The organism is Prodigiosinella aquatilis (genome assembly GCA_030388725.1).
Taxonomy (GTDB): domain Bacteria; phylum Pseudomonadota; class Gammaproteobacteria; order Enterobacterales; family Enterobacteriaceae; genus Prodigiosinella; species Prodigiosinella aquatilis.
Genome location: CP128857.1, coordinates 2,110,076 through 2,135,223, shown reverse-complemented (window position 1 = coordinate 2,135,223; position 25,148 = coordinate 2,110,076). Strand labels below are relative to the sequence as shown.

The following is a 25,148-nucleotide window of genomic DNA, read 5'->3' as shown; positions in this document are numbered from 1 at the left end:
ATTATTGCTCATGATGTTAACCCTAGGACTATTTGTTTTTCACCTCCGGACCCTGCCCTATTCGACCTTGAAGCGAGATGTGAGTTATCGCTGGAAAGGAAACGAACGAATTGGATTGCGTAATGCTTATCAGTATCTTGGAAAAGGGGATGAATCGATAACCCTTGCCGGCACGTTAATGCCAGAGGTTTCTGGCATTACCAGCAGATTATCGATGGCAGCCTTGGAATATATGGCGGCGTCAGGTCGGTCCTGGCCGCTGATTGAAGGTAGCGGCACCATTTACGGCATGTTTGTCGTCGAAAGCTTTAATTATACCGGCTCTCAACTATTTTCAGACGGCAGTGCCCGCAGCATCGCATTCACCCTGACGCTCAAGCGTATTGATGAATCACTCATTTCAACATTTGGCGATCTTTACGACCAGGCAACGCAGTTATACAACGACAAGGTCGCCCCCGCATTGTCTGAGGCGACAAGTGCTATTGGAGGATTACTGTCGTGATTACCAATAATCGCATTGATATTGGCGCCCAAATGGCGCCAGATTTTCTGATCACGTTAATAAAAAATGAGACTACCGCTTCATCGAGTACAACCAAGTTGCAACAGAACAGTGTCAACATCAGCCAGCGTCTAATCTCAATGAGTCTTGAAGATAATATTGGTTTTACATCAGATAGCCTGACAATAACCCTGGATGATAGCGACGGGCAGTTACAGATGCCGCAGCGTGGAGAAAAGATAGCCGTCAGTATTGGCTGGAAAGGTCAATGGCTAACGCGGAAAGGGAGTTATATCGTCGATCAAATCACTTATACCGGTGCCACAGATAAGATCACGGTGATGGCCCGCAGCGTGGATTTTCGTGGCACGTTTAATAGCCCGCGTAGTGATTCCTATCACGCGACGACACTTGGCGATATTGCCAAAACTATTGCTGAACGCAATGAACTCAGTGTTGCGATCGACACGTCATTGTCCCTGAAAGCCATCGAACATGTTGACCAATCAAACGAATCGGATGTGAAATTCATCAGCCGGATAGCCCGTCAATATGGCGCCACGGTGACCCTTAAAAACGATGTGCTGATTCTGTTCATCGCTGGTTACGGGAAATCGATTAGCGGTAAGTCACTGGCCACCGGATTGATTGAACGCCGTGATGGCGATTCGCATAAACTCTCTATTGTGGACCGGAAATCGAAACCGGTGGTGATAGCAAAATGGCACGATTATAGAGACGCAAAAACACATTTTGTGAAGATTTCAACCAGGGAAGTTCAAACGACTGACCCCACCATTACACATCCCAAGGCACAATCAACGACCACCGCGCAACAAACGTCGGGGAACTCGCTATCCGGCGATCAACAAAACACCACCACACTGTCAAAAAGTTATGCAAATAAAGACGACGCCACGCAGTCAGCTGTTAGCAAGTGGGCACAGCTTCAGCGAGAAGGCGTTCAATTCACGCTGAAGCTTGCCAAAGGGATGGAAAAACTGATCCCAGGCATGTTAGTGAATATCAAGGGTTTCAAGCAGATTATTGATGATAGGCTCTGGAATATCAAAAAGTTGACGCACACCATTTCCAGCACGGGTTTTGTCACCGAAATGGAACTGGATGTGATGATGCTCGATCTGGAATACGATACTGAATACGGCATTGAGAATGAAAAAAAATTGTAGGGCGAATTTGCAAACTTTAAGTTTGCAAATTCGAATTTAGTGCTACAATGAACCTGTAACGTACTTGATTAACCCGAACATATAAGGTGATTTCAAAATGATGCATTGTCCATTGTGCCGCCACGCCGCCCATGCCCGCTCCAGTCGCTATCTTTCAGAAAATACGAAAGAACGTTATCACCAGTGTACTAATGTGAATTGCGGCCATACATTCGTGACAATGGAAGCGGTTACGCGTTCCATTATGGTTCCGGGAAAAACCGAACCCGTTGAAGAACAGCGCAGCGATAAATCCAATACTCTCAGTGTCTGAGTTTCTTTAGTCTCCTCTCCTTCTCTGTCCGTCTTCCCCACCGCCCGGTGGGGTTTTTTGATCATATCAACGCGAGCGTAATCATTGCCTGCCCCTCGTGATACCACCAGTTACATTAGAAAAATTTATTATTGACGCTCAATCACCTGTGCTTTTAATATCGATTTGCTTTTACTGATTTTCAGTCACTTGCCGTGTCAACACGTTCGGATAAACCGTTGAGCGCGGTAAGCAGATGAACCTTCATGACGATGGTGTTACTTCCCGCCTGCACTATCAAAAATCAGACTTTATTTCCATTTCATAAACTCTGATGTCAGGATTGATTTTTATGGACAAATTTCTTCGTTACACACTTGTAATTCTATTTATGGGGATATGCATGACTGCTGAGGCCGACACCCAGGCATACCGTGCCAGCGTGTTATATTTTGTCGCCGACCCGCAGCACGATGCACAGGCGACTCATTTCCTTGAAGATGGTTTACTGGTTATCCGCGACGGTAAAGTCGTTGAAGCCATTGATTACACCAGCGTACCGACGGCTCGCCTGAAGAGACTTCCCATCACCGATTATCGCGGCAAACTACTCTTGCCCGGATTCATTGATACGCATATCCATTTTCCACAAACAGAAATGATTGCGTCTTATGGTGAACAATTGCTGGCGTGGCTCAATACCTATACTTTCCCTACCGAACGCAAGTTTGCTAACGCAGACTATGCCCGGCAGCGTGCTGATTTTTTTATTCAGGAGCTCCTGCGTAACGGCACCACCACCGCGATGGTGTTCGCCACGGTATATCCACAATCGGTTGATGCCCTGTTCAACGCGGCGGCCCAAAAAAATATGCGGCTGATTACAGGTAAAGTGATGATGGACCGCAACGCGCCCGATTATTTGCGCGATACGGCACAGCAAAGCTATGAGGACAGTAAGGCGCTGATCAAAAAATGGCATCACCATGGGCGGCTGCTGTATGCGGTGACCCCACGCTTCGCGCCCACATCAACGCCGGAGCAGTTGGCGCTGGCGGGTCAGCTGCTTAAAGAATTCCCGGATGTCTATTTGCAAACGCATCTTAGCGAAAACAAAAATGAAATTGCCTGGGTAGAATCGCTGTTTCCGGAAAGAAAAAATTATCTGGATGTCTATGCACACTATGGTCTGACCGGGTCTCATTCCGTATTTGCACATGCCGTTCATCTGGATAGCGATGAAATCCATACGCTATCTGCCAGTCACTCTGCCGTAGCATTTTGCCCAACCTCAAATCTGTTTCTGGGCAGTGGTCTGTTCCGGCTGCGTCCGCTGAAAAACGCCGGTATCCGCGTCGGTATGGGAACCGATGTCGGCGCAGGAACCAGTTTTTCACTGTTGCAGACACTGAATGAAGGCTACAAAGTGCAGCAGTTGCAAGGCGAAAAACTGTCCGCGCGCGAAGGGTTATATCAGGCGACATTGGGTGGCGCCACGGCATTATCACTGGATGATAAAATAGGGAATTTCCTGCCCGGTAAAGAAGCGGATTTTGTGGTATTGGACTGGGCCGCCACACCGTTACAACAGTTGCGGCAGAGTCAGGCCCACTCGCTGGATGAAAAGCTATTTGCCTTGATGATGCAAGGTGATGATCGCAACATTCTGGCGACCTATGTCAACGGCACTCGCGTTTACTCGCGCTTATAGTGCGAAAAACCGGGTGCGGCGGGTACCCGGTTTTTCTACGATCCCCGGCAAGCTGTCACTACCGCCATTTAGCAGCGTAAATTCCTGGCAATCCGCCCGGCCACCGCTTTCCTGCATCTAAAGATATAGTAGTTATAATTATGTCATCACTATCGCATGGCCGGCTATCCCATGCTTTTCAACTCCACAGGAAGGAGAATTAACAATCCACAACAACTCAATATATAAGGCATAAACATGACGCCTCTTGGACCTGACAGTACTGAGGAACATCGGATCACGCTTCTGCGAATGATGAATATTCTCGACGCGCAATCGGTCGAAGAAATGGAGCGCATCACGCGCATTGCCCAGTCCTTTTTTCAGGTCAGTAATATAGTAATTTCGTTGCTGGATACCAAACGGCAGTGGTTTTTACCGCGCCAGAATCCGCCCAGGTCGGAGGCACCGCTGATTGCCAACGATTCACATGAAGACGCGCATTTTTACAACGATCCGACAGTGACCGATGAAAAACACATCCAGTTTCATGCCTGCTATCCATTGTGCTCTGTTCACGGTATCTCGTTAGGCACACTCTGTTTGTATCACAATAAACCGAGAGCATTTACCACTACACAACTTGAGCAGTTAGGTGCCCTGGCATATATGATACAAACCTGCCTGCAGAAAATGGAGATAGAAGCCGAGTCAGCAATCACACATGATATGCTGCGCAAAACCAACTATATCAACACGCAGATTTTCTCACGATCCGCCATCGGACTGGTGCTGATGTCACTGGACAAGCGGCCTTTAAAAGTCAATCCGGCCATATGCACCATGCTGGGTTATAGCGAAAAGCAGTTATTAAACACAGCGATGAAAGATATTACTTTCCAGGATGATTTATCGATATCAAATGCGTTGTATGACCAAATACTGCGGGATGATGAGCATCATGGGGTGATCCAGAAACGGTATATCACCGCTGATGGCTCTCTGTTATGGGCAATGGTATCAATTTCCATGTTGTACAACCCGGATGGTAGCCAATATGGACTACTGCTGGCGATCAGTGATATCAGCGAGCAGAAAGACGCTGAGTCCGCACTCATCACCTTAAGTCATGACCTGGAACAACACGTTGAACAACGCACCCAAGAACTGCAACGCAGTCACAACTTTATTCAGGATATTACCGACCATATTCCGGCGATGATCTCCTGCATTAGCCCAGACAATACCTTTACCTTTGCTAACCGCCATCTGCGTTCACTATTGGGATACAGTGACAATAGTTTTTATCATCTGGATATCCGCGGTATTATACATCCGGATATCGTAAATCTCTTTATCAGGAAACTGGAAGAGTCACGTCAGCAACACAAACCGATATTTTTTGACCACTCCATTGATACTCCTCCGAAAAATAAAATCACGCTCCATACTGAAATGGTCCCGGCCAAATCGCCGGAAGATGGTACCTACGTGCTTTCCACGGATATTACTAAGCTGACATCACTGCGCGATCAGCTTGAGTTTGAAGCCAATCACGACCATCTGACCGGGCTACCCAATCGACGAGCGATAATCGCCTATCTGACCCATCTCGCCGGGAAACAACGCCACAGAGGTTTGGCTCTGCTGTTTTTCGATATTGATAACCTCAAATATTATAATGACCACTACGATCATGATTTTGGTGATCGGGTTATCAAGGCTTTTGCCCGTATTCTACGCAAACACACTCGCTCCGATGATCTGATTGGTCGATTATCCGGTGACGAATTTGTAATGATCGTCCATGAGAAAAAGAATCTGATTAAAGAGGTGAATGCCATTAGCAGGAAACTAAAGTTCTATATTGAAAAACCCATACTGATCAAAGGGGAAACCCTATATTTGTCAGCCAGTATGGGAAATACCCTGTTGAGCAAAGATGTCAAATTAGATGTGAGTGAATTTATTCGTCAGGCGGATGCCGCTATGTATCAGGTTAAACGGAATAGAAGCAGGAAGGTCTGAACAAAACGGTGTCATTCTCACAAAAAAGTTTACTGCTGGCTTCATTGAAGCTGAATCAGAGTTAATTTTTTGGAAAAAAATGCCCCGGTGTCGATGTAATACTGATTCCAGAAGGTTTCAGGTTTATTGGTCGGCGTATGTCCGAAAATGAATAAATCAGCCCCGGTTATCGGACCGCCAATCTTGTTCATCGCGTTACTGATACGCTTCCTGTTCCAGAGAACCTGCTTCAGATCGATAGATTGTTCAAACGCATAGACGTCCGACGGATAATCGGCGTGAGCGATCACCGTCACGCTTCCACCCGCATTAACCTCAATGACATAGGGTAATTTAGCCGCGTTCACCAGCAACGCGTTGACCAATAGCGCCTGATTATGCTCGAGACGGAAATACCAGCCACCCCCGTTATACACCCAGTTGGTGACGTTTCCGTCGTCGTGCAGACTGTCGATCGCCATTTGCTCATGATTGCCTCGCACAGCCCTGAACCATTTCTGATTAATCAGTTCAAGGCATTCCACACTCTGAGGGCCGCGGTCTATCAGGTCACCAACCGAAATCAGCAAGTCCTGTCCGGTGTCGAAGCCAACGTCATCAAGTTTGCTCAGCAGCAACTGGTAGCAACCATGCAAATCACCTACAACATAGATGTGCGACCACGCTGAACCATCAATTCGTTGATAGATATCCATTGCCGTTGCCCCGCAAAAACAGAGTGATAGTCGCTTGGGTTACCATGATTATAATCACGTCAGCGGCGAACGCGCCCAGTTTCCCGATAAAAAAGTGAATAGCAGTGAAGTGTCATACTGGTTGGCAAAGCGGACGTTGTCCCCCTCGGTCAGTATTGGGTATATTGGGTGTACAAAAATAGCATAGCCAATAAATAATTAGCCAGATTCTATTTTCAGGGCATTCTTTTTTACTTAATGTAGCGTTATAAATTAAAAAGATAGAGAACATGCATTACATCATTATAATAAGATTAATTATTTAGTTTGTATCTATCCGTTTTATATCATGTTTATATTCTATCGTTTTACACCGCTTCACGAACAAACAGTAATTTTGACCCATTCAATATTGTTATCTACAGTTAAAATGCTAGCTATATATACGCTTACCCAGGCAAGTGATTTAGATAAATAATGGCACTGACATATTTGCAATTTAAAAAATATCGGGTGTCTCACTTAATGTAATATTCACGATACAGGAACGAATATAATGCAGAGAAAAATCACTCCGCGGTCTTGCGGTGTCGCTACCGCTTCAGCATTACTCGTGTTACTTGTCACCTCCGCTAGTGCGTTAGCCGCTAATATCAGCGGTACACTCACCAATTACAAGGGCAGTGGCACAAACTTTAGCTATGTCGAACAGAAGTACGGCGGTTCTGGTGCGGGTCCTCGTGGTATCCGCATTATGTCGGGCACCCGTGACCAGTCATATAAATTCAGCCCTAATCCGCATGATGATCGCTGGTATAACAAGAATCAGACGGCATTCTACAAGCAAGCTGCCGAAGCACTGGCCGATGCCTACCTGGCCAAAACGACCAACCCCATGTTCCCAAGATATGGTTTTAAATCCACCATCGGTGGCATTGAGTATACTTATAATCAGCCATAATGTGGCTGGTAGCACAACGACGGACTCGCCGATTTATCATGATAATCGTCCGTCCATTCAGAGAATGGATTCTAATAATATTGTCGATGGCCTGTAAATATTGAGCATTTATTTCAGGCCAGATAAAAGCACCATACATTCACGCCGCGCTATTAAATATCACCCGTATTGAAAGTGCATTTCGTTTTAATAGACGCTATTCAGATACTGCAACCGGTATCATGTTATACTGTACATCCTTCTGTTGAGTACCCATTCATGAAATCAGATGACACGCTAGACTGGTATCCGGCCCAGCTCCCTCCCGTTAAAATCATATTAGGCAATGCGGTGCTCGAGGTTTCAAAACTCGGTCGCCCCATTAATACCAGAACGTTGCTTGAGTTTCTTCAGGTAACTCAGGAAAAACAAAAACGGCGTGATGACAAAATCGCCATGCAAACGGCCATTGATGTACTTAGAGATAATCAGAGAATACATGGACGAATTTAATGATTAAAAAACCGTCGCCACCGCCTGACCGGGACAACGGCTGGCTACAACAGTGTTACACACCATGCCGTTTTTTTTTCACATGATGTTTGCCGGGGGCGTTTGTTACTGCCGGAAACGGTCAAATGTCGACGTTAAATAGCTTTCTGAAAGCCCGCTTGCCATCAGGGGTTATCGTTACTTCCCTGAAACCTGGTGTTTTGGTTAACCATCCCTTCTGCTCACAGGTAATGAAGAATGCCGCCCCCGCCGCCCCGCCGAGATGAAATCGTCTTTCACTCCAGTCAAGACAAGCGCAACACGCCTTACGCCGCGTTTTCGGATCAAGCACTACGCCCAATTTCTGAAACTGCATACTGCCAGCGGGTGTCATTGCGGCGCCATCAGGGGTAACCCAACCGTTATTCGCCATATAGTCGTAAATTCTTACAGCGATTTCTCCAGCCAGGTGATCATAGCAAGTGCGGGCATGACGTATTTTTAGTGGCGCACGGGTTTTCGGTGGCAGAGTTCTTTTCCATGAAACGCCCATGATTGTTTCAACCAGTTCAGCAATATCACATCCGGCAAGGCGATAATAACGATACCGCCCCTGGGATAAGCAAACTATCAATTTACGCTCCACGAGTCTGGCCAGGTGAGTGCTGGCGGTTGAAGAAGCGATATCAGCAACGACACTCAGCTCGGTTGCCGTCCATGCGCGACCGTCCATCAGTGCGCACAGCATTTTTACGCGTGAAGGATCAGACAAGGCAGCGGCGATGGCTGCCACAGAAAGCTCCAGTGAATCGTCATTTTCAATAGATTCGCTATTTTTATGCATGCTCACTGCGGTAAAACAGCCCATTTTTTGGTTATTTTGTCAGCAACAGTATTATTGTCCGTGACAAGAATTAGTTGATTTTCATGATCGCTGTATTGAGTAAGGATGTTGATTCCGTTTTCAGCCAGCACCGTCGCTATTTCACCCAGTTCTCCGGGCCGCGCCTGCCTGAGCTTTCTGATCAGCGGCTTTTGTACATTTTGTACCTGGAACCCTTCAGCCTCAAGCACTGAGCAAGCCTTTTTGCCATCGTTGACCAGGAAGTGAGCATGACTTTCATTACCGATGGCGAACACGCCACCGCCCTCAAGACCGACGCCGTGGCGGCCCAGAACAGTCCCCAGGGAGGCTAACGTGCCAGGTACGTTTTTCAATACAACATGAACATCATACATCTGATTATCCTTTTGTATTTGATGAGTAATCTCTGATTACGTTGACAATACGAATCCTGTAGAAAGAAAAAATGGACTCACGTCCTTCAGCCTGGGCTGCTTTGTGAAAAACATTCTCCTTCCATATAGTTACCGCGTTTTCATCCCGCCACCAGGATAACGAAAGTATTTTCCCCGGTGTTGACACACTTTGGAATCGCTCAATGGAAATGAATCCATCTATATCGGCAAGCCGCGGTTTTAGTTCTGCTGCGAGCTGTAGGTAACGCGCTTGTCTGGCTGGAACCGTATCCGCTTCAAAAAGTACCGCTATCATGATTTTTACCTCTGATATTCGAGTGAGCGTCACTTTACTGGTTTCATGGCTGAATACTTCGATGGTGAGCGAAATAAGAATGGATAATGGTGCTTTTTCCTGCCGCGTTGACATCGGCACCGTTCCCACAGTATTTCGCTGCAAAAAAATGAGTGGGTATAAATTTAACCGAATATCAAAACCAGCATTATTGCAGGCATTGCCGGCATACTATTTTTGCGGTCCGTTATTATGGGGCTTGCTTTAACATTCTGTCCGGCCAGCTAAATGGTGTTGAATGACGGTACTTCACACCAGAGAGTTGTGCTGTCATGCCGTTTCCCTAGATGTTGTGGCTTCCACTTTCGGAAAGAAAATCAGTGCAATAACAGCACACAATGCCGATGCCAGCCAGACGCTACTCCAGCTCATTGAGGTTTGTAGCCAGGGAATGGCAATTGGCGTGATAAACATCACCACAAAAACACTGGTATTTCCCATTGCCAGTGCAGTTCCTGCTCTCTTTGCCCCGGCCATTGAAGCAAGTTCTGTATATGCCACACCATGCCATGCGGAAACCACCATGCCAGACAGAATAAACAGGCTGATCAACAGTAAAACTATTTCCCGCGTGTGCGATAACGTTGGCCATAACCACACCAGTACACTCAACAGAATAAAGGAGAGAATGCTTAACAGCGTACAGCCACGAAGATAACCTTTGCGGTTTTTCTTCTTGTCGGTCCAGCGCCCGCTCCAGATACGCAGGACCATGGCACCAATCTGAATCACGGCAAGGCAGACGGAAACCACGACCACATCAATATGTGCAAAGTCATGCAGAAATACGGAACCGAACGTCAGTAGCGCAAACTGTGGGCCGCATAAAATGCCAATTGCCAGCACGATCTTCCAGATGGCCGGATCCTGCAATGGCCCTTTGCCTATTACAGGGGCGGCAGCGGCTGTCACATGTCTTTTTTCTCTTGCCAGATCGGGTTCGTGCAACCAGAGCCAGGCATAGTATCCGGCGACAACACACAGCAACGCGGAAACGATAAATAGAACGACAAACCCATAACGTGCTGCCAGCCAGGGCAGCAAAAGTGCTCCCAACCCATACCCCATAGGAACCGCCGTCTGGCGGATGCTCATCGCCAGACCCCGTTCCCCTTCCTGAAACCAGGCCATGATCGCCCTACCACTGGAGCCATTGACACTACTTCCCAGCAACCCGATACCCAGAACGCCGGCAATCAACAACCAATAGGCTGGCACAAAACCGTTGTGCGGAGCCGCAAATGCCGCCATCAACAACAACATGACACCGGTGCTTAACAGTCCGGTAATCAAAACCGGCCGATCACCCCACCGGTCTGTCATTAACCCCCAGGGCAGCTCACTGATAGCGATCCCAAGCCCCAGCATCCCGAGGACAAACCCCAACTCAGCATTAGTAATATGGTAATCAGCCCGCATAAAAACAGCCGTCGCAGGCAATCCGCCGACGACCATAGAGAAGCATGCATTGGCGGCCACACCAATACTTAGTACTTTCCAGCGATGGCGTACACCACGCAGTGTTGTTGTCACAGTATCAGTCATTGGATTGCCTCCGGTGATTTTTTATTTTGGTAGGCACCAGTGCAATGCGCTGTCCGGAATCATTATGGAAGATGTCAAAAATACGTGCGTTCTGGCGACCAAGCGCACTATGTTCGTCCCATTGAATAGCATTAATGTCTTTAATCACCGAAAATAAATTCATGGTAACGGGTAAACCGTTATTCATTTCTTTTCTCCATAAGACCAGCATGACCTTTAGTTGAGCATTTCAATCACTCCAGCGATGGCCTGTTTGTAATAAGCTTCGGACTGTGTCGCCCGGGCAATAACAAACGCGCCCTGCATAACTGAAATAAGTGTTAATGCTGTATTTTTAACATTCAGATTGGCGGAGAACTCTCCGGATGCTTTACCGGATTCGAGTACTTTCTCTATCTCGCCAATCAACCATTCGAAATTATTTGCAATCGGTTCACGGAGTAAGTCATTACCGATAATTTCACTGTCCTGCGCCAATCCTCCCATTCGACAGCCAGAAAGAATGTCGCGCTCACGCTGCAAGTAGTTCCCAATGCGTTCACGGGCACCTTTCTGTGTATGTAAAATTCCGGAAATCTCATGTTGCAATTCCTCGGCATTACGCAGAATTGTCTGACGAGCCAGATCTGCTTTACCTTTGAAGTGGTGGTACATGCTTCCCTGCCCTACACCAGATGCCTGCTGTATCTCTTTCGGGCTAGTGTTGGAGTACCCCTTCGTCCACAAAAGTTCTTGCATCGTTTTTATCAGTGCGTCTTTAGCTTTCATTTTGTACCTATTAGTATGTAAAATGGCAATCACAAAAAAATAAAAAGTTGTTAATTCTAAAATCATAAAGTTTGCTTATTGTTAATTTTATGTTTGCTTTTGTTTCCAGCATAAAAAACCATTCCTTTATCCTTATGTGCAGGCGATCACAGTTAAATGTCTTAACATCAATGCGTTTACTAACACAGCATTGGTGACAGTAAAAATCCTGGTAGTGTGTCTGATTGAGGTTGCTTTTCATTCCACCCTGCTCCTTAGCATGTAACAAAAATGGAAACTTTCGGAAGTGTAACATGCTCAGAGAATAGGCTAAGCAGTCAGATGGCGAGCAAAACGAGAATGGAGTAATGGTGTTTGAACAGCGCTCAATCCGGTTTTGTCATAGTCTTTGTTAAATATATCATCGAAGCTCCTCACGAAGCGCCACGCTGTAGATCTCAGGCACATGTTGAGAGCGTTAATAATTCTGTATCACGTTAAAAAATCACTACAACGCAATCACTTTACTGAGGCGACCCTCAAAATAAATCACTAACCGGGACAATGTCAAATTTCAGCCCTGAATCGGCATTGTCCATTTTTCCTGCACACGCATCCACCCCAGACAAAGTAACTTAAACAGGTTGTTTTCATTAGAGAAAATACCTTCTGTTTTTATCAGCCTTCTAAATTGACGGTACACCGATTCAATCGCATGTGTCGTGTAAATCACGTCACGGATCGTCGCCGGATGCCGAAAACAACACGACAGGTTGACCCATTTCCTGCGCCACGATTGAAGCACCATCGAATACCGGCTGCCCCATTTATCCTTCAGCTCGTCCAACGCGTTTTCTGCCGCCTTTTCGATGCCGCAACGGTAAACCGGTCTGAAGCGCCTTCAGCGCTTTATCAAAGTGGAATGTTGTCGGCATTTTACTCGAGCGACACAGAATCGCTAACACTCCCCCACATAATCTATGGCCTGAGGCCAAAAATCCCGTACACTTTGGCTTCAGATAGATACAAAAGGAGTTGTCATGAAATACGTAATGTCAGCATTAGTGGCTGTATTAGTTACCTTCAATGCCTATGCCGTCGATGTCTCGCATATCTATGGACGAATTCAGATTGTTGATGCATTCCCAGATTATCGCGTTCAGGTAGTGAGTGCATTTGCAGATCTTGATGTCAAAGTTGTTAATGCCTTTCCAGATGCTCCCGGCAAGTGGCAGATGGTAAATAATTTTCCTGATTATAAAATACAGATTGTTAATAACGCTGCTGACTTCAAAATCAAATACGTCGATGCATTTCCAGGCGTTCGTTAGAAGGCATCGTAACGACAGTTCGCCAGTGAGTAGTACACCTTCGGTTAAAATCATTACGTCGGGGTTATCAAATGGCACCCGCTGTTTTTATTGCTCCTCCGGCCGGAATATAGCACTCTGGGTTATCAACTTTATTAGTCAGGTGTTTTATGGATCATCCGGTTAAAAAATTAATAAAAAATGCAGATATCGCTATAACAGCGGAAGACTTCGATACCTTAATGAACTTCTACTCCGATGATGCCGTACTGATTATCAAACCAAAGTTGCAAGCCGTGGGTAAACAGCAGATTAAAAAAGCTTTTATTGCTATTGCTGAATACTTCAACCACAGCATTGAAGTCAGCCAGGGTGACATGATGGTTATAGAATCTGGCGATACGGCATTGGTTATTATGGAAACAATGCTGAAGACTCAAGATATACATGGTATCCCGAATGACATAACCCGCAAGGCAACCTATGTCTTTCGTAAGTACGATGACGAGAAATGGCTATGTGTTATTGATAACTCCTACGGTACTGACCTGCTAACCAATACTCATGAATAAAGTGACAATAAAAAACCGCTCCGGTGAAATACCCAAGATATAAGGTTCACTTCACCGAGGCGACTGAGGATAACTCTTCCAGCGTTTTTTGTGTGCCGATGGTCGCTTCACTGGTTCCAGCGTTGTTGGATACTCCAGCGCATTACCTGGCACTTTAGCTCCAGTCCCCGACAACGATACCAGATCACATTCTTGCGAACGCACACAGAATGACGTTGAGTTTTCCCTATTTTTCTGTTTTTTTGTCATCGGTGTTGAAATTCATGACATTCTCCTTTATTTTTAGGCCGTTAGTTCGTTCAACTCTATCTGACGACTTCTCAAAAGCGACAGTGTGCGGTTAAATGCTATCTATAACATGCGAACAATATGCACCATTCGTCAATGCCTGAGCTAATTATAAACAGCCTCTACCTCGAGTAAGTAAACGTTTATAGCCTGCAATTTAATTTCCCTCTGGGGGATAGCCAGATTATGGGAATGGCCAGGTGAACATTGAAATTTCACCAAAAATTTATTTGGGATGATGCAAAAAAGACACGTGCAAACGAATTCTTCTCGAGAGAAATATAGGCGCACGGCGGCTTCCACTGAGAAAACCCTGGGTTGATTTAGATGTGAGCCAGACAATCTACTTTCAGAAAAAAAAGAGGATGTTAACTATAATGGCAACGAGAATTAAAATGGAAAACCTCAAAACGGGCGAGTGTGTGGATGGTTTTTATGGCTATTCATGGACGAGTCTTTTCTTTGGTTTTCTTCCCGCGTTGTTCCGAAAAGACTTCATTACTTTTATTGGTTATTTCGTTATATGGGCGATATTAGCCACATTTACCTTAGGTGTGGGTAGTTTGCTAGTGACCATAGCGTGGTCTTTCATCTATAACAAATACTATACGACGAATTTGCTGAAGAAAGGTTTTGCCTTTGCCGGCAATCATACTGAAAACGAGATAGCCGCAGGTCGTATCGGGGTAAAACTGAATTCTCAGAATTGTTTGACCGTCTCCTGAGACTAGCCAGCCTCTATCAGATAACAGCCTCATCTCTATGGGGTTGTTTATCTAATCCCGTAGATCCCGTGACACAAATCCCACCTGATGATGGGGTTTTATATGAGACAGACGTTATTCTTGCGTTAAATAGAGAGAATCACTAAACACATCTTTCTGTTCATTCAAATAATTGTCAACCGCAATCATTGTGACACTATAACTGCTTGTTCCTACAGGGATATAAACGGCATTAGTCCCAATATTCAGTATAAAATTGGCTTGTACTCACTGGACTATTTTACTGCTGTTGTTATCTTTAATTTAGCCGGGACGTTGAGGCTAATGCTTTCCGGTAGCGCTTTTTTAGCATCATCTTTTTTAGCTCTATTCATTGCATCAGCAAATTCCTGGATCTTATGCTTAATAGCACTCTTATAATCATCGGCATTACCTTCTGGCATCAAGAAATCATTTGCGCTTTTGTCTTCAAAAATCATTTCTACCGATATGTGGACAAACTAAGAGCAAAAATTCACTGATATATTGAGAGTCCACCTGTAAGCATCCTGGTAAACCGAACCATTCGGATAATCAACCAGTAACTGAGTACGGCGGTGCTCCTCTCCCAGATGTTCCCGTTTTTTTTCCGTTTTGCGTAATACGTTTTCACGGTAAAAAATGCCGAGATAACAGCACCAATGGCAAAAATATGATCTTGAAGGCTTAGGGTAGTGCAAAATGGCATCTGAATCGATCACTGTTTGGCATTCGAATCGATCATGATTTGGCATGCATCTCCGATCGCGGTTTGGCATCACAATCGATCACGATTTGGCACGCATCCGATCACTGATTGGCATCCTGTCGCTCACTCCGGGAATTAACTCTTTCCATCACAGTCTCCATTGCTGTTTTAAGCCAATGGAGATATCGATGTCCAAAAAGAGAAAAGCCAGGAGTTCCATGGAAACCTGTTTTAAGATCCTTCAGCTTAAGTTCGACCAGAAGCTGACCAACCGTTGCATCGCACTGACACTGAAAATCAGTGCATCAACAGTTTTTGAGGTGCTCTCCCGCTTTAAAGCCACGTCTCTCCCATGGCCCCTCCCTGAAGCAATATCCCATGATGCCCTTGAAAAGCGCATCTTCCCGGCCAAAAGTGCCTCTGCATCAGAACTGGTGATGCCTGACCTGCTTCACTTCGATACTGAGATGAGAAAGCCTGGCGTAACGCGACAGCTGCTGTGGATGGAGTACAAGGCTCAGGCCGGTGAGCTGGCGATGGGGTACTCCCACTTCTGCCGTTGCTACCGGGAGTGGAAAAAAACGCGCCGCCTCTCTATGCGCCAGGAGCACCGCGCCGGCGAAAAACTCTTTATCGACTTCTGTGGCCCGACGCTCCCCGTCATCAACCCGGATACCGGAGAAATACGCCGGGTGGCCATCTTCGTGGCCGTGATGGGGGCATCCAACTACACCTACGTTGAGGCGTGTGAAGGCCAGGACATGATGTCCTGGCTGAACGCCAACAGCCGCTGCCTGACCTTCCTGGGCGGCGTGCCGAAGCTGCTTATCCCCGATAACCTCAAAAGCGCGGTGAAAAAGGCCGATCGCTATGAGCCTGTCATCAATGACAGCTATCAGGCGCTGGCAGAGCACTACGGCACCGTTATTATCCCGACCCGCCCCTATAAGCCGAAAGACAAACCGAAAGCAGAAAACGGCGTCCTCATCGTCGAAAGATGGCTGCTTGCCCGCATCCGCAATGAAACCTTCTACACGCTCAGGGCGCTGAATACCCGCCTGCGGGAGTTGCTGACGGACATGAATAACCGGCCAATGAAAGGGTACGGCAACCAGACCCGCGCAGAGCGCTTCCGCATACTGGATGCGCCGGCACTCTCACCGCTGCCTCTGGCGACGTATGAATACACGGAGTACAAAGCGGTGAAGGTCGGCCCTGACTACCACGTTGAATATGCCCGCCACTGGTACTCGGTTCCGCACGAACTGGTCGGTCAGCGCCTGTCGCTGAAAGCAGGTCAGACGGTGGTTCAGCTCTGGCACAAGGGGCAGTGCGTGGCGCAGCATCCGCGCAGTTCGCATGAGTATAAGCACACTACCAATCCGCTGCATATGCCGGCTCAACACCGGGGGCACGGAACCTGGACACCGGAACGACTGCTCGAGATGGGATGCAGCATCGGCCCGTTCACCGGCAGGGTGGTTGACGCCATGCTGAAAGCAAAGGCTCATCCGGAGCTGGCCTACCGCGCGGTACTCGGTCTGATCGCGCTGCAGAAAAAATACGGAAAAGAGCGGCTGGAAAAAGCCAGTTGCGTCGCCTGGCACTATAACGCACCGGACAGACGCTTTATCGACAACCTGCTGCGTCACCATCGTGAGCACCAGGAGCTGCCGTTATCCCGTCAGAGCGAGCAGCACACCGTGACCTCACCTGAGCATGAAAACCTGCGCGGCCCGGGCTACTACCACTAACTGACAACCAGAGGAACCGACTGTATGAGCGATAACCTGTTAAACAAACTGACCCAACTGAAGCTCCCGGCGATGGCCGGTGGGCTGATACGCCAGCGAGAAACGCCCCAGACTTACGAGGAGCTGTCGTTCGAGGAGCGGCTGACCCTGCTGGCCGATGATGAGTTGCTGAACAGAGAAAACGGTCGTGTTGCGCGGCTGAGAAAAAGCGCCAACCTGAAGTACCAGGCAGCCCCGGAGGGGCTGCATTACCCGGTCTCACGGGGTCTGCGGGCCGAGCAGATGCGGGAACTGCTGAACGGTCACTACATCACCCACAAGAAAAGCCTGTTGATCACCGGTCCGACGGGGTGTGGAAAAAGTTGGATAGCCAATGCGCTGGGTGAGCAGGCATGCCGACAGAAACACAGCGTGCAGTACTGGCGTACGGGACGGCTACTGGAGATGCTGGCGCAGGGTCGCGTTGACGGCAGCTGGCTGAAGCACCTGAAACAGCTGCAAAAAACGCAGGTGCTCATCCTGGACGATCTGGGTCTGGAGCCACTGAGCAACGCGCAATGTAACGACCTGTTGGAGATAATCGAAGACCGCTACGGACAAAGCAGTACCATCGTGGTGAGCCAGTTCCCAGTAGACAAGTGGCACGGTCTGATGGAGAACCCGACAACGGCAGATGCGATCCTGGACAGGCTGGTGCATAACGCGCACAGACTGGCACTCCAGGGTGAGTCAATGAGGAAAAATAAACCGGGAGTGGAAAGCGACGAAAAAACAGGTTAAAAAGCAGTAGGAAAAGTTAAGTTCCCGGCTGATCGAATGGATGAGAATCGCTGATCGAACTTCGATGCCAATCCGTGATCGAATAGAGCGGAATACGCAGGGTAGAAAAAAATGCCAATGAACCAGAGGTGGTTAATATAAAAATAAATGTTGCGCGATACACAACACCCGATATAGTGTTTCTCATGACGCAACAGCGGGAAAGCTATTAATGATTAAAAGCTTCAAGCATAAAGGGTTGCGTCAGTTCTTCGAAAAAGGCTCCACCGCAGGGATAGACGCAAAGCAAGCTGGGAAAATCAGGCTTCGTCTCGCGGTTATTGATGCAACGGAAGAGATAAAGGATATTGACCGCCCTGGTTACAGTCTCCACCCGTAAACCGGAGACAAAAAAGGGCAAGGGTCCATAACCGTCACAGGGAACGGGTGCATTACATTTGAATTTATCGATGGGAATGCCTACATCGTTAATTATGAGGATTACCACTGATGACTATGCATAATCCCCCGCATCCGGGGGAAATCATTGCCGAAACCCTAGAAGAATTGGGTGTAGGCATCAGAGAACTAGCCAGGGCACTCGGTGTAGCGCCTTCCACAGTACAACGTCTTGTTGCAGGGAATGCTGCTATCAGTCCTGAAATGGCAGTAAAACTATCTGCCGTTCTGGGTAGTTCGGCGAAATTCTGGCTAAACCTTCAGAGCAATTACAGTCTATGGGTAGCTCAGCAGACCGTTGACACGTCAACCTTGCACAAACTTGTTGCTGCATGATAAGAGGCCACTACGGTGGCCTTCATGTAATGACAGGATGCTCTAAAATTGAAGGCTCTCGGACTAACCATTGCTGGCGTGATAGAAACATGTCGGAACGCCAGTAAACTGATTGCCTGATAAGCGCCGGTGTCAGAAAAAACAGCCCGGACGGACTGATGAACGCAGACAGTCTGACAAAAGGATTTGTAACAGCGAGGAACGCGACGGGGAACACTTTTGATGAAAATCCACCGACATTTCATGAGATAAGAAGCCTGGCTGGCAGATTATATGAGAAAGAATATGGAAAGGAATTTGCTCAGAAGCTACTGGGTCACAAGTCAGCAAAAATGACCGATAAGTATCTGGATACAATGGGAAAAGAATACACTTATCTGTAAAAGGCCGGATATCGAATTTCGGACAAATTTCGGACATTTTCGGACAAATGAAAATAAATCGTTTAAAATCAATAGATTAAAAAAAGACCGGATACGATTCCTATATCCGGTCTAGGGAAATGGCTCTAGGGAAAGAGCCGTGCGCTAAAAGTTGGCATTGTTCAATCTGTACTAGCTTACTGTTCAAGCATAGACAACCCTCACTGGTTTGCCAGTTTGTTGCGCGGGAAGGTTCTTAAAAATGGAGTTTTATGTACACTTTGTGACAATTTGCGCAAACCAAAAATTTAACCGACAGCAGTCACCGAAATATGTTAAGGACACAGTAATGACGCCCGGTCAATAAAGGGTTGCAGGCTTTTTTTCTGCCCCGGGTGTTCAGGATCGTCCCGCCGGATAATATCAATGGATTGCGCCGTAACCTTTCCGGTTTGCATCTGTGCCTGAGCCGTCTCATTGAGTGGATATTGCATTAGCGTGCTGGGATTAAGTACGTACAATGCGTGATCCGCACGACACATTAATTGAACTTCCTCTCGAGTAAACGCCCAACGTTCACCGTATTCCAGCTTACTGATAGTGACCAGTTGAGCCGCCGCCAGTGTGTTGCCGGACAACGTGGTTAAAACAAGTGATAATAGTAGTTTCTTCATCATGATATTCCGCAGCAGTGTTGCTTTCAGCACAGTACATAACTGAGCGCTATTAGCCTGAAATTCCGTCGGTTGTTGGCGGATCATAGCCGTTGCATTCAATGAAGTCGAGCCAGCGGAGTACCCCCGGTCAAAGAGCAGGACAATCAGGCCAGGCATGGGGAGGCGATTCCTTTCGAAACCACCTCACGCCTTGATAATAGAGGGGAATATTATGCGGTGCTTAAACAAAATCAGGCCGAAGCGGACGTGCCGATCGACATTTTTTTGAGATCCTGGTCGATAAAGAACAGACCACCTTCGGTGTTGTTGACCATAGCCAGCTTGTCCAAAATAGATTTGAACAGTTTTTCTTCTTCATGCTGCTCGGAAACATACCACTGTAGGAAGTTAAACGTGGAATAGTCATGCTGCGACATTGCAGCGTGGGCCAGTTCGTTGATTTTACCCGTAATGAGTTGCTCATGTTCATATGTCAACTTGAACACATCTGTCAACGATGAAAAATCGACTGGTGGTGCCGCAATGGTGCCCAGCACAGGCATACTGCCGGTATCATTCAGATAGTTAAACAGTCGATGCATGTGCTGCATTTCTTCCTGCGATTGCGATTTCAAAAATAGGGATGCGCCTTCATATCCTTTGTCGCCACACCAGGCGCTCATCTGCAAATACAAATTTGCAGAGTAAAACTCCAGGTTGAGCTGATCGTTCAACTGATTAACCATCGCTTTTTTTAACATGACAACCCCTTATTTTACTGGCCAAGTGACTGGTAATGCTTTCAGTATGCACTGAAATAATAAAATTAAAAACAGATCGTCAACCCGATGTCGCCACCCTCGCTTATCTCCTGCAAGGCAACAGGCATAGCAGGTATTGTCTGACAGCACTGCATATAGGCATATGTTAACCAATAGAAGTATATACCCGTCATACTTCAAGTTGCAGGTGTGTTGGCGGCGTTCGTTCACCCGAATCACTTACCTGAGTAAGCTCTCGGGATTCACTCTCTTTCCGCCTTCCTGCAACTCGAATTATTTAGGGTATAAAAAATAGTGCAAACAATTAGTTGCCAGACTTATTTTCTACTGGGGTCATTAATTATTACCTGCATAGTTCGTTATAATTAATGTCATTGTTTTAGATTAATTCCCCCATATAGAGTAAGTGCTCTTACTCTACCTACTCCTTGCCATTTACCGGGGACTGATTTATTTTCTGTGCGCAGCATGTGTAACTATAATAAATAGAGGAATATCAGTATGAGTCACAATCTGGCGGAACTTCCATTCGATGAGATGGAAAAGGTAAATGTGGATCTGGCTGCTTCCGGTGTGGCATTCAAAGAGCGTTATAATATGCCGGTCATTCCTCAGGAGATTGAGCAACAACAGCCAGAGCATCTACGCAGCTATTTTCGTGAACGGGTGAGTTATTATCGCCAACTGTCACTCCAATTTTCCACCCTGCCTTATGAGCCGAAAGCCAAGTAATGCCATGTGCATGTGCATAATCAGGCCATGCTGGCCATTGGCGGGTATCAAGCCGGTGCCTGAGTGGCAAAAATGCTGACCAGCATGAGTACCACTGCCGCGAGAGCAAGTTCCAGTTGTGTCAGGCGTATCAGTTTGTGCTGTGCCGTGGCGCTTTTTTGCCGCAAGCGAGGAACCAGCCAGTAACGATTAGCCAAGGCTATTATTACCATTAGCGCGACGAGAAAAATCTTCACCGACAACAGCTGACTGTAAAGGGCGAAGCTAACCAGTGGAAAACCAAGGATCATTACGCTATTGATGATCCCGGTCACGATGACAAGCGCTACAGCCAGATGACCATAACGAGAGAATCGCATCATGATGCATATAGCATCGGTGCGGTTTTGCATCTGTCTATCCCGCATCAGAATCAATAGTGGCAATAGCCCGCCTACCCAAAATGAAGCGGCGATCAGATGCACAACCTGATTGAGACGCTGTAGTGCGCCAGGCCAACCATCCAGCATCACTGCATGCCCGACAAACGCTAACCCACATAGCTGAGCGAGACCGGATATCAACAATACTCGTTGTCGCACCTCGCCACGCAAGGTAAATGCCATACCGCCGATGAGCGGCAGGATTATCTGCCAGCGCCATGCCATACCGAACTCGGTGCCCAGCACCGCTTGCCATGTTCCCCAGTCAGTGATGTTATGCCAGTCACCGCTCATTAGGCCGGTTTGCACTGCCAGTAGTGCGCTGGCGCTCAACAGCGCCAGCCAGACCATGCTCATCAGAATCGAATGCAAACGTGCAGCCAATTGCGGCCTGAAATGCTTAGGTGAAAGTAATGCGCTGTAAAACGCACTGCCCGTCAGTAACATCACCGAGGTAAAGTGCAGCCAGCGCAACAGGATGTACAGAGTTTCTAGCGTCATGATTTACTTCACGCGGAAGGTATAGGCTCCTTTGGTTTTATGACCGTCCACTGACAACGCATGCCACTTCACCTGATAACTCCCGCTCGACAGCGGTTTTGCCAATACGACGCTCAACTGATTATGCATCCCTGGCGTGAGCTCGGTTTTAGCCGTTGAAATCCGTTGATGATTGCTTCCGGTGAGTTCAATACCCGTGAAAGCCGGCTCAATATCTTCAGAGAAGTTCAGCTTCAATACTTTTGGTGAAACATTAACTTGTGTATTGGCTGCCGGCTCCTGACTTTTCAAATGGGCATGCGCCAACACCGGTGAGGAAAAAACGACAGTAATCGCTAACGCAGCAGTGCTCAAAATGGCAGGTGATTTTAAGTTAAACACAGTTTTCTCCAGTTATATTGCGATGAGATTGGCACCGGGAGGCGTCCCGGAGAATCCGCAGCATACCTGCCAGGCAAAATTGTGTCGAGACGTCCACCGATTGGGTACAACCCGACATGTCTTGTCAAACCACGCGCCAGCCATCAGTACCATTCCGGCACGGCGCTGCAAGCAGCGGTATGACAGGATTGTGGCAGTGTCCAGCGAGGTGTGCAGATGACATTTTTAGACATGAAAAACTGTTTTTTTCGCTTGCATCTGTACGCAAACAGGAGGTTAATGAACAGGCAAACCACACTTTTACCAAGAGAGGTAGATATGAGTAAAGGAATGGACAGCAAAAAGAACAGTAAAAAGAAACCTTTGAAAACAGTCGCTGAAAAACGGGCTGAAAGGCGTGCCAAAAAAGGCCAACAAACAGACATTGTTTAACCCCAACCTTGCCACGACAAGTAAACCCGCGCCAGCGGGTTTACTCTGAATAACCCTCTGACTAGACCTTCTCCCGAATCATCAGGATAAACGCATACTCCAGCGCAATATCTTCATAATGTGTAAAACGACCAGACTTGCCGCCGTGACCGGATTCCATGTCGGTATAGAGCAGTAACAGGTTGTCATCGGTTTTAAATTCCCGCAATTTAGCTACCCACTTTGCCGGTTCCCAGTATTGCACCTGAGAATCATGCAAGCCGGTGGTCACCATCATATGCGGATAATGCTGGGCCTTCACACCGTCATAAGGGCTGTATCGCTCAATGTAACGATAATAGTCGGGATCATTTGGATTCCCCCACTCGTCATATTCACCGGTCGTCAACGGAATCGACTCATCCAGCATGGTAGTTAATACATCCACAAACGGCACCTGCGCGACCACGCCTTTAAATAACGCCGGGGCCATGTTCACCACCGCGCCCATCAATAATCCCCCCGCACTGCCGCCCATCGCAAACGTCTGTTGCGGGTCACCATACCCTTGTGCCAGCAACGCCTGGGATACATCGATAAAATCAGTGAAAGAGTTCATCTTGTTTAGCAAACGACCGTCGTCATGCCATGCTTGCCCCAACTCACCACCGCCACGAATATGGGCCAGCGCAAAGACAAACCCCCGGTCGAGCAGGCTGAGACGGCTGACACTGAACTCAGGGTCCATACTGCTGCCATAAGCGCCGTAGCCATACACCAACAGCGGATTTTTCCCCAGTTGGCACGTCTGGCGATGGTATACCAGTGATACCGGTATCTCTTCACCGTCGCGCGCGATAATCCATAGTCGCTCGCTACAGTAATCCTCAGTGTTGAAATTTTTCACTTCGGCCTGTTTCAATCGTTGCTGCTGGCCGGTAGCCATATCCAACTCATACAGTGTGCCGGGCGTCGTCATTGACGAGTAGCCATAACGCAGTCGTGAGGTTTCCGGCGTCGGGTTGTACGCCAGCCAGGTCACATAGCTGGGGTCGCTAAAGTTGATGCACTGCGCCGTACCACTCTGCCAATCGATATAACGAATGTGGGTCAACCCTCGCGACCGTTCTTCCACCACATACCAATCGCGGAACAACGAGAATCCTTCCAGAATACATTCCGTTCTTGGGGCGATCAGTGTCTCCCACTGCGCCTCCTGCCCGTCAGTGGCACGATACAGGCCGAATGTTTTGCCCTCTTTGTTGGAGCGGAGATAAAAATAGTCACCATAATGGTCGAGATCATATTCATGATCCTTACGGCGCGGCACAAACATCTGCGGCGTGGCTTGTGGATCACACGCATCGAGCAACAGGACTTCGCTGTTGGTGGTGCTGCTGAGATGAATCAAGATGTAACGTTCAGAGGTGGTTTTTTCCAGGCTGACGTAATAGGTATCGTCCTGCTCTTCGTAAATCAGTACATCTTGCCGAGGGTCGCTGCCGATGCGATGGCGGTAAACCTGATATGGCAGCAGCGTCTGCGAATGTTTGCGCACATAATAGATGGCCGTGGAATCGGCGGACCATTCGGTGACAGCCGAAACATGTTCGATCAGGTCCGGCAACCATTCGCCAGTGGTGAGATCACGCAGGCGCACATCATATTGGCGGCGGGAGAGGAAATCTTCCGAAACCGTCATCAGACGATTGTCCGGGCTGACATCCAGTGATCCCACGTCGTAAAAGTCGCCATTTTCCGCTCGTTGGTTGCCATCCAGCAAGGTTTCCCACTGTTCCGTCGCTGACGCTGGCTGGCGCAGATAAACCGCATAATCTTTACCCGGCTCATAACGGTTCTGATAGCGGTAGCCATTCTTTACATAAGGTACCGAGGTATCTTCACGGGGAATACGCTGCACCATTTCATCATATAGCGCCTGTTTCTGCTCTTGGCAGGGGGCCATAGCCTGTTCGCTATAGCGGTTTTCCTGCTCCAGCCAGGTCAATACATCCGGATTGTTACGCTGGTCATCGCGCAGCCAGTAATAGTTATCAATGCGGGTTTCCCCATGCCGGGTTAATGGATGGGGACGCTTTTCAGCGCGCGGGGCTTTCATGACACGTAATTCCTTCTGGTGAAAAAATAAAATTCGCTATGCAGGAGCATCAGACAATGGGGGAAAAGAGTGGCACGAATTTTCATCCGAATCCAGGCGTGATCACGCATCCCGATAACAGTTGCTGCACATTTAGCTATAATCCGGTACGGATG

28 protein-coding genes and 3 pseudogenes are annotated in these 25,148 nt (G+C 47.6%); 17 read left to right on the top strand and 14 right to left on the bottom strand.

From position 1 onward, the window contains the following. Positions 1–10 precede the first annotated feature (10 nt). From PCO85_09965 to PCO85_09945, 5 genes are all read left to right on the top strand, one after another. The gene (locus PCO85_09965; protein WJV55677.1) at positions 11–505 is read left to right on the top strand and encodes a phage tail protein; all 495 of its coding nucleotides are present in this window, start codon (positions 11–13) and stop codon (positions 503–505) included. Continuing rightward, on the top strand, positions 502–1,695 hold the full coding sequence (locus PCO85_09960; GenBank protein ID WJV55676.1) for a contractile injection system protein, VgrG/Pvc8 family: 1,194 nt from the start codon (positions 502–504) through the stop codon (positions 1,693–1,695). Before PCO85_09965 ends, PCO85_09960 begins: the two co-directional genes overlap by 4 nt. Positions 1,696–1,792: 97 nt before the next feature. Then, positions 1,793–2,008 (top strand): ogr/Delta-like zinc finger family protein, encoded by a 216-nt coding sequence (locus PCO85_09955; GenBank protein ID WJV55675.1) that lies wholly within the window; start codon positions 1,793–1,795, stop codon positions 2,006–2,008. Positions 2,009–2,390: 382 nt separating this feature from the next. Then, a complete protein-coding gene (guaD, locus tag PCO85_09950; GenBank protein ID WJV55674.1) occupies positions 2,391–3,698 on the top strand; it encodes a guanine deaminase in 1,308 nt (435 codons plus the stop codon). Between the two features lie 237 nt (positions 3,699–3,935). Continuing rightward, complete coding sequence (locus PCO85_09945; protein WJV55673.1) at positions 3,936–5,705, top strand: diguanylate cyclase; 1,770 nt, start codon at positions 3,936–3,938, stop codon at positions 5,703–5,705. Between the two features lie 41 nt (positions 5,706–5,746). Here the strand turns inward: PCO85_09945 and PCO85_09940 are convergent, their stop codons facing one another. After that, positions 5,747–6,400 carry a metallophosphoesterase gene (locus tag PCO85_09940; GenBank protein WJV55672.1) on the bottom strand — a complete coding sequence of 218 codons (654 nt, stop codon included), beginning with the start codon at positions 6,398–6,400 and terminating at the stop codon, positions 5,747–5,749. A gap of 535 nt (positions 6,401–6,935) precedes the next feature. Between PCO85_09940 and PCO85_09935 the strand changes: the two genes are divergently transcribed. Further along, complete coding sequence (locus tag PCO85_09935; GenBank protein ID WJV55671.1) at positions 6,936–7,340, top strand: hypothetical protein; 405 nt, start codon at positions 6,936–6,938, stop codon at positions 7,338–7,340. Between the two features lie 258 nt (positions 7,341–7,598). Continuing rightward, complete coding sequence (locus tag PCO85_09930; protein WJV55670.1) at positions 7,599–7,832, top strand: hypothetical protein; 234 nt, start codon at positions 7,599–7,601, stop codon at positions 7,830–7,832. A 121-nt stretch (positions 7,833–7,953) separates the two neighbouring features. Here PCO85_09930 and PCO85_09925 read toward each other — a convergent pair whose 3' ends face one another. The 7 genes and pseudogenes from PCO85_09925 to PCO85_09895 all read right to left on the bottom strand — a co-directional run bounded on the left by PCO85_09925 (position 7,954) and on the right by PCO85_09895 (position 12,583). Beyond that, positions 7,954–8,655 (bottom strand): winged helix-turn-helix domain-containing protein, encoded by a 702-nt coding sequence (locus tag PCO85_09925; protein WJV55669.1) that lies wholly within the window; start codon positions 8,653–8,655, stop codon positions 7,954–7,956. A 2-nt stretch (positions 8,656–8,657) separates the two neighbouring features. Then, positions 8,658–9,050: an amino acid-binding protein gene (locus PCO85_09920; protein ID WJV55668.1), complete on the bottom strand. Its 393-nt coding sequence runs from the start codon at positions 9,048–9,050 to the stop codon at positions 8,658–8,660. Positions 9,051–9,054: 4 nt separating this feature from the next. Then, entirely contained in the window at positions 9,055–9,366 is a 312-nt protein-coding gene (locus PCO85_09915; protein ID WJV56050.1) for an antibiotic biosynthesis monooxygenase, read from the bottom strand. Between the two features lie 309 nt (positions 9,367–9,675). Further along, positions 9,676–10,950, bottom strand: a complete 1,275-nt coding sequence (locus PCO85_09910; protein WJV55667.1) for an MFS transporter — start codon at positions 10,948–10,950, stop codon at positions 9,676–9,678. Further along, the gene (locus tag PCO85_09905) at positions 10,943–11,137 is read right to left on the bottom strand and encodes a hypothetical protein (protein WJV55666.1); all 195 of its coding nucleotides are present in this window, start codon (positions 11,135–11,137) and stop codon (positions 10,943–10,945) included. Before PCO85_09905 ends, PCO85_09910 begins: the two co-directional genes overlap by 8 nt. Before the next feature lie 29 nt (positions 11,138–11,166). Next, on the bottom strand, positions 11,167–11,784 hold the full coding sequence (locus tag PCO85_09900; protein WJV55665.1) for a TetR/AcrR family transcriptional regulator: 618 nt from the start codon (positions 11,782–11,784) through the stop codon (positions 11,167–11,169). Positions 11,785–12,271: 487 nt separating this feature from the next. Next, positions 12,272–12,583: pseudogene (locus tag PCO85_09895) on the bottom strand (transposase). A 154-nt stretch (positions 12,584–12,737) separates the two neighbouring features. Between PCO85_09895 and PCO85_09890 the strand changes: the two are divergent. The 3 genes from PCO85_09890 (at position 12,738) to PCO85_09880 (ending at position 14,592) form a co-directional block, all read left to right on the top strand. Next, entirely contained in the window at positions 12,738–13,028 is a 291-nt protein-coding gene (locus PCO85_09890; GenBank protein ID WJV55664.1) for a hypothetical protein, read from the top strand. A 149-nt stretch (positions 13,029–13,177) separates the two neighbouring features. Further along, positions 13,178–13,579: a nuclear transport factor 2 family protein gene (locus tag PCO85_09885; protein WJV55663.1), complete on the top strand. Its 402-nt coding sequence runs from the start codon at positions 13,178–13,180 to the stop codon at positions 13,577–13,579. A gap of 665 nt (positions 13,580–14,244) precedes the next feature. Further along, positions 14,245–14,592, top strand: a complete 348-nt coding sequence (locus PCO85_09880) for a hypothetical protein (protein ID WJV55662.1) — start codon at positions 14,245–14,247, stop codon at positions 14,590–14,592. A gap of 275 nt (positions 14,593–14,867) precedes the next feature. On the opposite strand, the gene PCO85_09875 is transcribed toward PCO85_09880, so the two are convergent. Further along, the gene (locus PCO85_09875; protein ID WJV55661.1) at positions 14,868–15,071 is read right to left on the bottom strand and encodes a hypothetical protein; all 204 of its coding nucleotides are present in this window, start codon (positions 15,069–15,071) and stop codon (positions 14,868–14,870) included. Positions 15,072–15,537: 466 nt separating this feature from the next. Between PCO85_09875 and istA the strand changes: the two genes are divergently transcribed. The 5 genes and pseudogenes from istA to PCO85_09850 all read left to right on the top strand — a co-directional run bounded on the left by istA (position 15,538) and on the right by PCO85_09850 (position 19,010). Next, positions 15,538–17,073: an IS21 family transposase gene (gene istA / locus PCO85_09870; GenBank protein WJV55660.1), complete on the top strand. Its 1,536-nt coding sequence runs from the start codon at positions 15,538–15,540 to the stop codon at positions 17,071–17,073. Between the two features lie 24 nt (positions 17,074–17,097). After that, positions 17,098–17,853, top strand: a complete 756-nt coding sequence (gene istB, locus PCO85_09865) for an IS21-like element helper ATPase IstB (GenBank protein WJV55659.1) — start codon at positions 17,098–17,100, stop codon at positions 17,851–17,853. 211 nt (positions 17,854–18,064) lie between these two features. Continuing rightward, a pseudogene (locus PCO85_09860) lies at positions 18,065–18,343 on the top strand (type II toxin-antitoxin system RelE/ParE family toxin). Then, positions 18,343–18,627, top strand: a complete 285-nt coding sequence (locus PCO85_09855) for a HigA family addiction module antitoxin (GenBank protein WJV55658.1) — start codon at positions 18,343–18,345, stop codon at positions 18,625–18,627. The pseudogene PCO85_09860 and the gene PCO85_09855 overlap by 1 nt, the downstream one beginning before the upstream one ends. 60 nt (positions 18,628–18,687) lie before the next feature. Then, a pseudogene (locus PCO85_09850) lies at positions 18,688–19,010 on the top strand (tyrosine-type recombinase/integrase). A gap of 314 nt (positions 19,011–19,324) precedes the next feature. Here PCO85_09850 and PCO85_09845 read toward each other — a convergent pair. Then, complete coding sequence (locus tag PCO85_09845; protein ID WJV56049.1) at positions 19,325–19,666, bottom strand: YebY family protein; 342 nt, start codon at positions 19,664–19,666, stop codon at positions 19,325–19,327. 230 nt (positions 19,667–19,896) lie between these two features. Further along, positions 19,897–20,406 (bottom strand): non-heme ferritin, encoded by a 510-nt coding sequence (gene ftnA / locus PCO85_09840; protein ID WJV55657.1) that lies wholly within the window; start codon positions 20,404–20,406, stop codon positions 19,897–19,899. A 522-nt stretch (positions 20,407–20,928) separates the two neighbouring features. Between ftnA and PCO85_09835 the strand changes: the two genes are divergently transcribed. After that, the gene (locus PCO85_09835) at positions 20,929–21,159 is read left to right on the top strand and encodes a DNA polymerase III subunit theta (GenBank protein WJV55656.1); all 231 of its coding nucleotides are present in this window, start codon (positions 20,929–20,931) and stop codon (positions 21,157–21,159) included. A gap of 47 nt (positions 21,160–21,206) precedes the next feature. On the opposite strand, the gene copD is transcribed toward PCO85_09835, so the two are convergent. Both copD and copC read right to left on the bottom strand, forming a co-directional pair. Next, a complete protein-coding gene (gene copD, locus PCO85_09830) occupies positions 21,207–22,082 on the bottom strand; it encodes a copper homeostasis membrane protein CopD (GenBank protein WJV55655.1) in 876 nt (291 codons plus the stop codon). Between the two features lie 3 nt (positions 22,083–22,085). Continuing rightward, a complete protein-coding gene (copC, locus tag PCO85_09825; GenBank protein ID WJV55654.1) occupies positions 22,086–22,463 on the bottom strand; it encodes a copper homeostasis periplasmic binding protein CopC in 378 nt (125 codons plus the stop codon). Positions 22,464–22,742: 279 nt separating this feature from the next. Between copC and PCO85_09820 the strand changes: the two genes are divergently transcribed. After that, positions 22,743–22,895, top strand: coding sequence for a hypothetical protein (locus PCO85_09820; GenBank protein WJV56189.1), 153 nt, complete (start codon positions 22,743–22,745; stop codon positions 22,893–22,895). A gap of 61 nt (positions 22,896–22,956) precedes the next feature. Here PCO85_09820 and PCO85_09815 read toward each other — a convergent pair whose 3' ends face one another. Continuing rightward, positions 22,957–24,993 (bottom strand): prolyl oligopeptidase family serine peptidase, encoded by a 2,037-nt coding sequence (locus PCO85_09815; GenBank protein WJV55653.1) that lies wholly within the window; start codon positions 24,991–24,993, stop codon positions 22,957–22,959. Positions 24,994–25,148: the final 155 nt, after the last annotated feature.